General features: G+C 70.3%; 11 protein-coding genes. 2 read left to right on the top strand and 9 right to left on the bottom strand.

The window, feature by feature from the left end:
- The first annotated feature begins 81 nt into the window (after positions 1-81).
- A complete protein-coding gene (locus ACRDTB_RS01725; RefSeq protein ID WP_431428047.1) occupies positions 82-540 on the top strand; it encodes an SRPBCC domain-containing protein in 459 nt (152 codons plus the stop codon).
- Positions 537-1,604 (top strand): saccharopine dehydrogenase family protein, encoded by a 1,068-nt coding sequence (locus tag ACRDTB_RS01720; protein ID WP_431428046.1) that lies wholly within the window; start codon positions 537-539, stop codon positions 1,602-1,604. The genes ACRDTB_RS01725 and ACRDTB_RS01720 overlap by 4 nt, the downstream gene beginning before the upstream one ends.
- A gap of 182 nt (positions 1,605-1,786) precedes the next feature.
- On the opposite strand, the gene ACRDTB_RS01715 is transcribed toward ACRDTB_RS01720, so the two are convergent.
- From ACRDTB_RS01715 to ACRDTB_RS01675, 9 genes are read right to left on the bottom strand one after another with little or no spacing between them, the layout of a single operon-like run.
- Positions 1,787-2,998: an acetyl-CoA C-acetyltransferase gene (locus ACRDTB_RS01715; protein WP_431428045.1), complete on the bottom strand. Its 1,212-nt coding sequence runs from the start codon at positions 2,996-2,998 to the stop codon at positions 1,787-1,789.
- A 57-nt stretch (positions 2,999-3,055) separates the two neighbouring features.
- Positions 3,056-3,793 carry a 3-oxoacyl-ACP reductase FabG gene (fabG, locus tag ACRDTB_RS01710; RefSeq protein WP_431428044.1) on the bottom strand — a complete coding sequence of 246 codons (738 nt, stop codon included), beginning with the start codon at positions 3,791-3,793 and terminating at the stop codon, positions 3,056-3,058.
- Positions 3,790-4,392, bottom strand: a complete 603-nt coding sequence (locus ACRDTB_RS01705) for a TetR/AcrR family transcriptional regulator (protein WP_431428043.1) — start codon at positions 4,390-4,392, stop codon at positions 3,790-3,792. The genes fabG and ACRDTB_RS01705 overlap by 4 nt, the downstream gene beginning before the upstream one ends.
- Positions 4,393-4,418: 26 nt before the next feature.
- Positions 4,419-6,533: an acetate--CoA ligase family protein gene (locus ACRDTB_RS01700; RefSeq protein ID WP_431428042.1), complete on the bottom strand. Its 2,115-nt coding sequence runs from the start codon at positions 6,531-6,533 to the stop codon at positions 4,419-4,421.
- The gene (locus ACRDTB_RS01695; protein WP_431428041.1) at positions 6,530-7,528 is read right to left on the bottom strand and encodes an acyl-CoA dehydrogenase family protein; all 999 of its coding nucleotides are present in this window, start codon (positions 7,526-7,528) and stop codon (positions 6,530-6,532) included. Before ACRDTB_RS01695 ends, ACRDTB_RS01700 begins: the two co-directional genes overlap by 4 nt.
- A complete protein-coding gene (locus ACRDTB_RS01690; RefSeq protein WP_431428040.1) occupies positions 7,528-8,670 on the bottom strand; it encodes an acyl-CoA dehydrogenase family protein in 1,143 nt (380 codons plus the stop codon). Before ACRDTB_RS01690 ends, ACRDTB_RS01695 begins: the two co-directional genes overlap by 1 nt.
- Positions 8,660-9,142 carry a MaoC/PaaZ C-terminal domain-containing protein gene (locus ACRDTB_RS01685; RefSeq protein ID WP_431428039.1) on the bottom strand — a complete coding sequence of 161 codons (483 nt, stop codon included), beginning with the start codon at positions 9,140-9,142 and terminating at the stop codon, positions 8,660-8,662. The genes ACRDTB_RS01690 and ACRDTB_RS01685 overlap by 11 nt, the downstream gene beginning before the upstream one ends.
- A gap of 56 nt (positions 9,143-9,198) precedes the next feature.
- Positions 9,199-10,593, bottom strand: a complete 1,395-nt coding sequence (locus tag ACRDTB_RS01680) for a glutamate mutase L (RefSeq protein ID WP_431428038.1) — start codon at positions 10,591-10,593, stop codon at positions 9,199-9,201.
- On the bottom strand, positions 10,580-10,912 hold the full coding sequence (locus ACRDTB_RS01675) for a DUF4387 domain-containing protein (protein ID WP_431428037.1): 333 nt from the start codon (positions 10,910-10,912) through the stop codon (positions 10,580-10,582). The genes ACRDTB_RS01680 and ACRDTB_RS01675 overlap by 14 nt, the downstream gene beginning before the upstream one ends.
- Positions 10,913-10,917 lie beyond the last annotated feature (5 nt).

Genomic DNA, 10,917 nt, shown 5'->3' with positions numbered 1-10,917 from the left:
TGCGTTGCCACTGGTCACGCCGCCGTGGCCGGCCGGATTCGACCCGGCTGAGTGCCCTGTCCACACCTACAACGAGGGGTCGTGGAGGCCAGCCCCACGCAGGTGTGGGCGGTACTCGTCGAGGCGACCGCATGGCCACACTGGTACGGCAATGCCCGCGCGGTCACCATCACCGGCCACGCTCGGCTTGTGCTTGGCGCCCAATTCCGCTGGCGCACGTTCAGACTTCCGGTTCGCAGCACCGTAACGGCTTTCGAACCCGAGCGGCACCTGGCATGGGACGGGCATTCGCTGGGATCGAGCGGCTATCACCGATGGATCCTGCAGGCGCAACCGGACGGGGGCACCCGCGTGATCACCGAGGAGGTCCAAAAAGGAGTCGCCGTGAGCATGGTCGCGCCCGTGATGCGGCGTGCTCTGCTGCGCGCGCATCACCACTGGATCACCGAGCTCGGACACCAGGCAACTGCCCGCACTCCTACCCTGCGGCCTCCGGACATGCTCCCACCCGACGACTCTGCGACTGGAACCGTGCCATGACCACCACGCTCATCTACGGCGCCGCGGGCTACATCGGCGCGCTGACCGCACGGCGCTGCCGCGAGGCCGGCCTGGCACCCATTCTCGCCGGGCGCCGCTCCGTGCGCCTGACGGCCCTTGCCCTTGAGTTGGGGTTGCCCACCCGGGAGTTCGCCCTGGATGATCCCGTCACCCTCCGAACGGCACTGCGTGATGTCGACGTCGTGCTCAACGCCGCCGGACCGTTCGAGTTCAGTGCGCCACCGTTGCTGTCCGCCTGCCTGGCCACGGAAACGCACTATCTCGACTTCGCCGGTGAGGTTCCCGCGTTCCAGATCGCCGCCGCCCATGACGATGCCGCACAGCGTGCCGGGATCATGATCATGCCGGGTGTCGGGTTCGGCGTCGTCGCCACGGACACCGTCGCGGCACACGTCTGCGGCAGGATCGAGGATGCCTCGCGGCTCGACCTTGCGTTCCGCACCGTGGGCGGGGTCTCCCGGGGTACCGCGGGCGTGTTGCTGCCCACCCTGCACCACAGCGGCGTCACCTACCGCGATGGTGCCTTGGTCCCCGCCCGCCCGGCACACGCATCGCTGCGGATCGACTACGGCGACGGCCGCCGGCGGACCAGCGTGATGAACCCGTGGCGTGCCGACCTGTTTACCGCGCCCCGCAGCACGAACGTGCACACGGTAACCACCTACCAGCAACTGCCCGCACCAATCCGCTTCCTCATGCGGGTCGGGCCCCGGCTGCGGCAACTGCTGGACTCCCGCGCCTGGCAGACGGCGATCGCCGCATTGATCCGCAGGCTACCCGCCGGCCCCACCGACGCCCAACTCGCCGTCGGGTCGGTCCAGGTGTGGGCCCGCAGTAGCAACGACTCCGGAGACACCGCGACCGCTCTGCTGACCGGACCGGAAGCCTACGAGTTCACCGCTCTCGCCGCCCGAGCCATGCTATCCCGGGTTGCGTCAGGTCACGTGTCCAAGGGATTCCACACCCCGGTCACCGCCTACGGCACCACATTGACCGCCGACATCCCCGGCACGACCATCACCGACATCGCGCTGCACTCCTGACTCCCCGATGCAGCCACGGCACCAGGGATCTGTGGGAGGACGCCGCCGCGAGCGGCGGCGTGTCTCTGAGTGACCTGCGCTGGTGCACGACGGCCTGCCCGAAGACCAAGAGGATCTACGCAAAGCGCGGTCGCGGTCAACCGTTCCCGCGCACAGCGCACAGTCGCCTTTCGGAGGGATGGTCAGTGCTGGATTCGTTCGAATACGGCGGCCAGGCCCTGGCCGCCGCCGATGCACATGGTTTCCAGGCCGTAGCGGGCGTCTCGGCGGTCGAGCTCGCGCAGGAGGGTGGCCAGGATCCGGGTGCCGGTCGCGCCTACCGGGTGTCCGAGCGAGATGCCGGACCCGTGCACGTTCAGCCGGTCGAAGTCGTTGTCTGCGAGTTTCCACTCGCGGGTGCAGGCCAGCACCTGGGCGGCGAACGCCTCGTTCAGCTCGATGAGGTCCATGTCCTTGAGCCGCAGCCCGGCCCGGTCCAGTGCGGCGGCCGTGGCCGGGACCGGGCCGATTCCCATGGTCTTCGGCTCGACTCCGGCGATACTCCAGGACAGCAGGCGGCCCAACGGCTTGAGGTTCAACTGCTCGGCCCGTGTACGGGTGGTCACGACGCACATCGCCGCGGCGTCGTTCTGGCCGCTCGAGTTGCCCGCGGTGACCGTGGCGTCGGGATCGTTGTGCCGCATGATCGGCTTGAGCGAGGCCAGCTTCTCCAGCGAGGTGTCCGCCCGGGGATGCTCGTCGCCGGTGATCAGTGTCTCGGTTCGGCCGGTGCGGGCGAGGATCGGAATGATCTCCTCGGCGAAGACGCCGGACCGCTGGGCGGCCACGGCTCGCTCGTGCGATCTGAGTGCGAGGGCGTCCTGTTCCGCGCGGGTGATTCCGTACTCGCGGCGTAGGTTCTCGGCGGTCTCGAGCATGCCGCCGGGCACGGGGTAGTGCTTGCCGCCCGCGGTGACCCGGCCTCGGGTCAGACCGTCGTGAATGGACACCGCCGATCCGTTGTTCCACCGCATGTCGGTCGAGTAGTAGGCCACGTTGCTCATGCTCTCCGTGCCGCCGGCCACGACCAGATCACTCGCGCCGTTGGCGACTTGCAGCACCGCGGAGACCACCGACTGCAGGCCCGAGCCACAGCGCCGGTCCACCTGCATGCCGCCGGTGGTGACCGGCAGCCCGGCGTCGAGCGCCACCACGCGCCCGATCGCCGGGGCCTCGCTGTTGGGGTAGCAGTGGCCCAGGATCACATCGTCTATCGCCGCCGGGTCGATGCCGGTCCGCTCCAGCAACCCGCGCAGGGTCAACCTGCCCAGCTCGGCGGCGGTGAACTGCCGCAGGCTTCCGCCATAGCGCCCGATCGGGGTTCGCACCGGCTCGCAGATGACCGCGTCCCGCATTCCTACCTCCCCTGAGAAGCCGACACGAGCCGGCGATGGGTCAACGTCGTTTCGCCGTCACATGAGCCGCCCGCCGGACACTTCCAGCACTGCACCGGTGACGTAGCTCGACATCGCCGACGCCAGGAACAACGCCACGGAGGCGACCTCGGCGGGTTCGCCGGCGCGCCGCATCGGGATCTCGGCCATCTTCTGCTCCCAGGCGTGCTCGGGCATGGACTCGGTCATCGCAGTCCTGATCAGTCCGGGTTGGATGGCGTTGACCCGCACCCCGTGCCGGGCAAGCTCCTTCGCGGCGGCCTTCGTCAGCCCGACGATGCCGGCCTTCGCCGCGGAGTAGTTCGTCTGGCCGAACATGCCGACCTTGCCCGACAGTGAGGACATGTTGACGATGGCGCCGCCGGCGTCCCGCATGGCCGCCGCGGCGGCCTTCGTGCCGTTCCAGCATCCCTTGACATGCGTGGAGATCACCGCGTCGAACTGCTCCTCGGTCATCTTGGCCAGCGTCGAGTCCCTCGTGACGCCGGCATTGTTGACGAAGACGTCCAACCGGCCGAAGGTCGCGACGGCGGAGTCGACCACCTCCCGAACCTGGTCGAGGCTGGTCACGTCGCAGGCGACCCCGATCGCCGACTGGGCGCCCAGCCGGCCGGCGGCAGTCGACGCCGCCGTGGCGTCGAGATCCGCGACCACCACCCTGGCCTCGTGCGCCACGTATAGCTCGGCGATGGCGAACCCGATGCCCCTGGCACCGCCGGTCACCACGGCCGTGCTGCCGGCGAGAAGCGGGGTCACGACCCACCCCCGTCCCGTTCGAGACCTTGCAGGAAGAGGTCGTTGATGACGTTGGCGATCGACTGGGCGGGCACCTCGGACTCGTCCCGGCCCCAGTCGTGGGCCCAGTTGAAGGTCCGGCAAGCGCCGAATATCGCCAACGACGCGACGCGCACGTCCACCTTGCGGAATATTCCTCGGTCGATACCCGCCATGAGGAGGTCTTCCATATTTCGTTCGAAGGTCTGACGGCGCTTCTTCGCCTCGGAGCGGAACGGCTGTGGAAGCGATCGGTAGTGGTCGAGATAGACCCGAACGTGCCCGGGTTTGGTGACGCAGAAGTTGAGCAGGTCGGAAATTATTCCGGCCAGCAGATCCTTCGGGCCGGCGTCGGAAGACAGCCGTTGTTCATGCGCCGAGATGAGGTCACCGATCAGGTCGTCGTGGATGGCCCAGAGGATCTGGTCCTTGCCGGAGAAGTAGTAGTACAGCGTCGGTTTGGCGACCTCGGCGTGGGCCGCGATCATGTCCATCGACGTCTCGTGGAACCCGTGGAGGTCGAATAGTTGCGCCGCGGAGTTGAGTATTCGTGCGGGCTTCTCGCGCCGGCCGGCGGCCATGGCCAATACCTCCAGGGTGGTCGAGCTCAGTCGTCAAAGGTCATCAGGAGGTCCAAGGCTGTCGCGCCCGCCCCCATTTCGTACACGATCACCGGGTTGACCTCGATCTCCCGGAGGTCGCCATCCGCGGCGTCCATCAGGTAGCACACCTTGAGAACCACGTCAACGAACGCGTCGACGTCGGCGGGTTCCTTTCCTCGATAGTCGAAAAGCAGTGGCGCCGCGCGTAGCCGGCCGACCAGCCCGCGCACGGTCGCGGCGTCGACCGGGAACAACGTGGACGCGGTGTCCCGGTACAGCTCGGTGGTGACACCACCGAAACCGACGGTGAGCACGGGAGGAAACCCGTGCGCCGTCCGAGTCACGCCGACGATCAACTCGATGCCGTCCCCAGCCATCTCCTGAACCAGGACGCCGCGCGACACGGCGTCCGGTCGGGCCCGGCGGACCGACGTGAGGAGATCTCGGTAGGCCGGTGCCGCGTCCTGTGCGGACACACCGAGGCGTACACCGCCCACGTCGGACTTGTGCGGGATATCCGGGGACTGGATCTTGAGAACCAGGGGGCCGGCCAGCTCGGTCACCGCACGGGCCAGCTCCTCCTCGGACCCGACCAGGACGCCGCGCGGTCGCGGAATCCCGGCCGCGTCGAGCAGGGCGACCGCCTCGGCCTCGGTCGAGGGACGGCCGGCGAGCGCGGCCCGCACCGGTCCGGCGTCGGCTGGGGCGGAGCCGGTGACGGCGGGACGGCGGTGACCCGCGCCCAGCGCCCTGGCGATCACCCGGGCGGACAGGGCGATGGAGTCCAGCACCGGTACCCCGCCGGCGTGCAGGATCTCCCGTGCTTCGCGGATCGAGTCGCGGGCCACCAGCCAGCACACGACCAGTGGTGCGCCCGTGGCCTCCTGAGCGGCGACCAGTTCCTTCGCCGCGCGCTCCGCCGTCGCGCCGACGATGTTGGTCAGCACGACGAGCGTGACGTCCGTGGCGTCGGCGCGCGCGACCACGGCGCACACGTCCTCGAACGGCCGGGAGTCGGACGAGCCACCCTCCACGGAGAACAGCCCGGCGGTCACGTCGACCGGGTTCGCCGCCGAACCGTAGCCGGGGATCATCGCCGCCACAGCGCGCCGGCTCTCGGCGTCGAACGGTTCCACGACCAGTCCCGCCCGGACACACGCGTCGGTGGCCAGGATGCCCGCGCCGCCCGAGCTCGTGATGATCGACACCCGTGGGCCGGTGATCCGCCGGCCCCTCGCCAGCAACCCGGCCACGGCGACCAGCTCGCCGAGGTCGTCGACCCGGACCGCCCCACCCTCGCGGCTGGCCAACTCGAACGCCAAGTTCGGTGGGCTCATCGCCGCGGTGTGTGACTGGGACGCGGTCCGCCCGGCGGCGGTGGTCCCCGCGCAGAGCACCACCACGTGCCGGCCCAGCTCGGCGGCCCGGGCGAGCAAGCTCGTGTACCCGGCTCCGTCCTCGAGCCCCTCGACGTAGAGGGCCAGCACCCGCACCTCGGGCCGTTCGATCAGGTCCGCAGCGACCTGCACCGAGGTCAGGTCGGCCTCGTTCCCGGTGCTGAACCAGGCCCCCACCCCCAGTCCGGACTCCCGGGCGAGCTGGAGCAGCGAACCGCCGATCGCCCCGCTCTGACCCACGTAGGCGATCGGCCCTGGCTCGGGCCCACGCTGCTCGAGAGCTCCGCTGAACGTCGCCACGATCCGGTTCGGCGCATACATCAGGCCCAGGGAGTTCGGCCCGAGCAGCCGCATGCCGGAATCGCGGACCAGCGAGACCAGCTCCCGTTGCAGCCGCGCGCCGGACTCGCCCAGCTCGGCGAAGCCCGCCGCATAGACGATCACCGCTCGCACGCCGGCCTCGGCACACTGCCGGACTGCCGCGCCCACCCGGTCGGCGGACACCAGGACGCAGGCGAGGTCGGGCACCTCGGGCAGCGCAGCGAGGTCTGGGTAGCACGGGATCCCGTGCAACTCGGCGTATCCCGGGTTCACCGGGTAGACCGCGCCTGTGTAGCCGTACCGGAGCAGGAACTTCAGCGGTCGCGCGAACCGGTTGTTCACTCGGCCGGACGCACCCACGATCGCGATCGACCGCGGGTGCAGGAACGGGTCCAGCGTCATGACACCGCCGGCGGCGTCATGGCGGGCCACAGTGCGTCCGCGCCGGCGGCCACGATCGACTCGCCGAGGGCGTCGGCGTGGAAGCTCTCGCTGCCGTACCGGTCGCGCCAGGCGTACAGCCGGCGGGTCAGCGCGGCCAGCGGGAATTCGTCGGTGAATCCGAGCGCGCCGTGGACCTGGTGCGCGAGGGCAGCCGCGGTGCCGGCCGCCTCGCCGGCCCGGATCTTCGCGACCCGTACCTGGAACTCGCCCGGCCCGGCGCTGACCGCGGCCACCGCGGCCGCGCACGCCACCCGGGCCGCCTCGACCTCCTCGGCCAGCCGGGCCAGGTTGTGCTGGACGGCCTGGAACCGGGCGATCGGCCGGCCGAACTGCTCACGGCTTCTCGCGTGGTCGACGGCCAGCTCCAGCAGGCGCTCCAGCGCACCACTGATCAGCAGCGCCGCGCCGAGCGCGCCGCGCAGCCGCAGTTCCGCGGCGGTCCCGTCGGGTAGCGGCAGCGGCGCACCGAGGGCGTCGGCCGCGTAGGACAGTTCGGCGATCGGCTCGGGCGACATCCGGGTCCGCTCGATCACCCGCTCCGGCCGGTCCGACACGCAGAACACCGAGGTGCCGGATACGATCACGACCCGCTCGGCGATGCCGCCCCACGGCACGTCCCGGAGCGTGAACGCCCCGGACGGCAACGCCGCGTCTGCGAACGCGACCGACATCGGGCCGTGCGGGACCTCCAGGCAGGCGCGGGCCAGCAGCCAGGCGGCCAGCAGGGTCGACTCGACGACGGGTATCGGCGCGGCGAAGCGGCCCGCCTGGCGGATCACCGTGGCGGCGTCACCGAGGTCGCCCCCGCTGCCGCCGCGTGACTCGGGCACCCCCAGGAGCGTGAACCCGCCGGTCTCCAGTGCCGACCAGAGCGCCGGGCTCCAGACGGCGCCGGTCGGGTCGCGGTGGTCGGCATAGATCTCGGCGACCGTGCTCTCCACCGTGCTGATCATCAGCGGACCCCCAGGTTTCTCGCGATGATGCCGCGCAGGATCTCCGTCGTCCCACCCCGAAGCGTGAACGACGGCGCGGCGAGCGTGGCCTGCTCGAGCAGCTCCTCGAACCTCTCACCGATCGCTCCGCCGAGCTCCCGCGGAGCCACCAGCCGGCAGAGGTTGGTCATCTCACCTTCCAGGACGGTCCCGAGGTCCTTCACCAGCACCGAGCTGACGTCCGGCCGCGAGCCGGTGGCCATCCCGGCGGCCACCTGGTAGGACATCTGACGCAGCGTGAACAGGTGCGCGACCATCCGTCCTATCGCGACGGAGCGCAGCTCCGAGGGTGCCACGCTGGTCATCCGCACCAGCTGGAGCAGGAGCTGGAAGGCGCTCAGGAACCGTTCCGGCCCGCTGCGCTCATGCGCCAGCTCGGTGGTCATCTGTGCCCACCCGTCGCCGGGCGTGCCGAACAGGGCGTTCTCGGCGAGCCGGACGTTCTCGAAGACCACCTCGCTGAACGTCTCCTTCCCGTCCATCGTCCTAATCGGACGGGCGGTGACGCCGGGGGCGTCCAGCTTGACGAAGAACTGGCTCAACCCGGCGTGGCGCGAGTCGGGATCCGGGTCGGAGGTCCGGCAGAGCACCACGATGTAGTCCGCCTCGTGCCCGTGGCTGGTCCAGATCTTCCTGCCGTTCAACACCCACCCTTTGTCCGTCCGCCGGGCCCGGGTCCTGATGCTCGCCAGGTCCGACCCGGCCTCCGGCTCGCTGAACCCGAGGGCGAAGAAGCATCGGCCCTCGGTCACCAGCGGCAGGAAGAAACGCCGTTGCTCCTCCGAGCCGTACTTCAGCAGACCCGGACCGATCTGCCGGTCGGCCGACCAGTGCGCGCCGACCGGGGCCCCACTTGCCAGCAGCTCCTCGCAGACGACGTACCGCTCCAGGCTGGACCTCTCGCCGCCGCCGTACCGGGCCGGCCAGGTCATGCCGATCCACCCCCGGCCGCCGACCTTCCGGCTGAACTCCCGGGAGAAGCCGCCGACCTGAGGATCGCTCGACGGCACGAACGTGCCATCGGCGATCTCCTTGTCGAGGAACTCCCGGACCTCCCGGCGCAGGCTCGAAAGAGCCGCATCGCTGACCGGCCTACTCGCCATCGGACGACCCGTTCTTCGCCGGCACGAACTCGCGGGCGCGCACCATGGCGTTCATGGCACCCTCCTGGGTCACCGTGTCGTGCTGGTTCACCAGCTGGAACCAGCGCTCGACGATGCCCCGGTCGCCGGCGCTCACCCGACGGACCCCCGTCACTCGAAGTCGCATGTGGACGGTGTCGCCGATGAAGATCGGCGCCCGGAAGTGCCACTCCGATATTCCGACCATCGCCAGCGTGGTTCCGTCGAACAGGCCGGTTCGGTAGAGCAGCCCGGTGAGAACGGACATGCCGAGCAGGCCGTGCACCACCCGTTGCCCGTACGGCGTCGTCTTGCAGTATTCGGCGTCGGTGTGGATCCGGTTGAAGTCACCGCTCACGCCCGCGAAGTTGACCACGTCGGCCTCGGTTATCGTCCTCGCCGGGCTAACGTACTCGGCGTCGACTTCGAGGTCCTCCAAGCACAACTCGGTCATTCTCACCTCACCAATGTCATGGGCCGATCGCTCACCAGCCCCCCGAATCCCAGGAATCACAGCGCCTCCAGGCCACGCGAGGCGAGCGCGAACGCCGCGTGCGGGTGATCGTCGGCGAGGAGTCCGGCAGCGAACAGGCAGTACTCCCGGTCGACGTAGAACTTCGGCGAGACCGGCCGCAGCGAGGACGGCCACCGCTCGTCGGCCACCCCACCCTTCAGAATGGACTCCGGGTCGGCGGCGTGGCGGAACACTCCGCCCGTGCCGATCAACCCGGCGGACTCGCGCATGTCCTTCCCCTCCTGGATCCGCACCGGGCCGGTCACGCCGTGCTGGACGGTGAGGTGGCCGACGTGCCTCCCGACGGCGAGCGCGGTGGCGGCCGTGGCCAGTTGGGCATCCACCGTGTACTGGTCCGCCGTGGCCGGGACCGTCGACCGGTGCGCCGCCAGCTGCCTGCTCGCCGCGGTCAGCCGGTCGAGGTCGTCGATCCCGCAGCGGGTGGCCAGCCCGGGGTCCTCGGCCACCCGTGCGACGATCCCGGTTGCGTTGCTCCGAAGGCCGAGGTCGCCTTCGACGGTCCGCTTGCCGTGCGGCTCCTCGAGTCCGGTGTAGACCACGCCCGCCCGCCGCGTCGCGGCGCCGACCGAGTGGACATCGGTGGTCGCCCCACCGATGTCCACGGCCAGCACGGTGCCCAGCCCCGGCTCGACTCCGGCGATCCCGTCGGACACCACGGCCAAGCCCTTGAGCACGGCCATCGGAGTGGGCATGCGCACCGGGAACGCGGCATCCCGGAACAGGTGTGATGCGGTGATCCGCCGGACGAACTCCCGCCGTATCGCGTCCCGGCAGCCGGCCACGACCAGTTCGCCGACTCGTGGCATGACGTTCGCCGTGACGGCACACCCCTTGCCGGCCGCGGCCAGCAGCGCGGCCGCCTCGTCGGCGGCGTTGCGGTTGCCGGCCAGGATGACCGTGCCGGTGTACGCCGACCCGGCCAGCAGGCCGGCGTTGTGCACGACGGCCGTCCGGTTCCCGCCATCCGCGCCACCGGCCAGCAGCACGATGCCCGGCTCGAGTGCGCAGATCTCCGCCACGTCGGCGGTGGTCAGCTCGTAGGAGTAGGTGGCGATCAGCCGTGCGCCGGCGCCGAGTGCTGCACGCCGAGCGGCTTCGACGGTGAGCGACGGGGTGAGCCCGATGGCGATCATCCGCAGGCCACCGCCGGCGCTGCTGGTCGCCTTCACCAACTCGGGCCGGGCGGTGTCCCACGGCGGGTCCAGCGATCGGCGGGCCGCGGCGTACCCGTCTTCCAGCGCGGTGTCGGTGGTCGTGGCGGCCTGCCCACTGGCCAGCAGGGAGCCGTCGCGCAGGTCGACCACGCGTACCTTCGTGAAGGTGCTGCCGAAGTCCACGAGCACGGCGGGCCGAACGCTAGCCGGTCCCACCGGTGGCACCCCCGATCGCCAGCGTCATCAGCGGGACGTGTTGCTGGGCGCCGTACAGGTCTGTGTCCCAAAAGGACCCGGCGGAGGCCCGGCGCGGCATCGTCACCTTGATCCCGAGCCCCTTGCGGTACACGTGCACGGCGACCTCGCCCGGGTCGCGGTGGTACAGCCGGGCGATCGCGTCGACGGTGATGGCGTCGGCCGCGAGCACCCGGTCGAGGTCGGCCTCGGACCGGAAGAGGACGTCCAGCGTCACCTCGTAGGGACCGGCGTTCTTGCTCCGGATCACTGAGGCGACGTCCTGCAACCTGTCGACCATGTGCT

The organism is Actinophytocola sp. (genome assembly GCF_050699935.1).
In the GTDB taxonomy this organism is placed as follows: domain Bacteria; phylum Actinomycetota; class Actinomycetes; order Mycobacteriales; family Pseudonocardiaceae; genus Actinophytocola.
Note: the sequence above shows the minus strand (reverse complement) of the source record. Positions and strands in the feature narration are given on the sequence as shown.

What these genes read in the sequence shown, in the direction of transcription:
- ACRDTB_RS01690 (WP_431428040.1), bottom strand. Translation starts at nt 8,670, where the DNA reads ATGGCGAGTAGGCCGGTCAGCGATGCGGCTCTTTCGAGCCTGCGCCGG.
- ACRDTB_RS01715 (WP_431428045.1), bottom strand. Translation starts at nt 2,998, where the DNA reads ATGCGGGACGCGGTCATCTGCGAGCCGGTGCGAACCCCGATCGGGCGC.
- ACRDTB_RS01685 (WP_431428039.1), bottom strand. Translation starts at nt 9,142, where the DNA reads ATGACCGAGTTGTGCTTGGAGGACCTCGAAGTCGACGCCGAGTACGTT.
- ACRDTB_RS01695 (WP_431428041.1), bottom strand. Translation starts at nt 7,528, where the DNA reads ATGATCAGCACGGTGGAGAGCACGGTCGCCGAGATCTATGCCGACCAC.
- ACRDTB_RS01720 (WP_431428046.1), top strand. Translation starts at nt 537, where the DNA reads ATGACCACCACGCTCATCTACGGCGCCGCGGGCTACATCGGCGCGCTG.
- ACRDTB_RS01700 (WP_431428042.1), bottom strand. Translation starts at nt 6,533, where the DNA reads ATGACGCTGGACCCGTTCCTGCACCCGCGGTCGATCGCGATCGTGGGT.
- ACRDTB_RS01705 (WP_431428043.1), bottom strand. Translation starts at nt 4,392, where the DNA reads ATGGCCGCCGGCCGGCGCGAGAAGCCCGCACGAATACTCAACTCCGCG.
- ACRDTB_RS01675 (WP_431428037.1), bottom strand. Translation starts at nt 10,912, where the DNA reads ATGGTCGACAGGTTGCAGGACGTCGCCTCAGTGATCCGGAGCAAGAAC.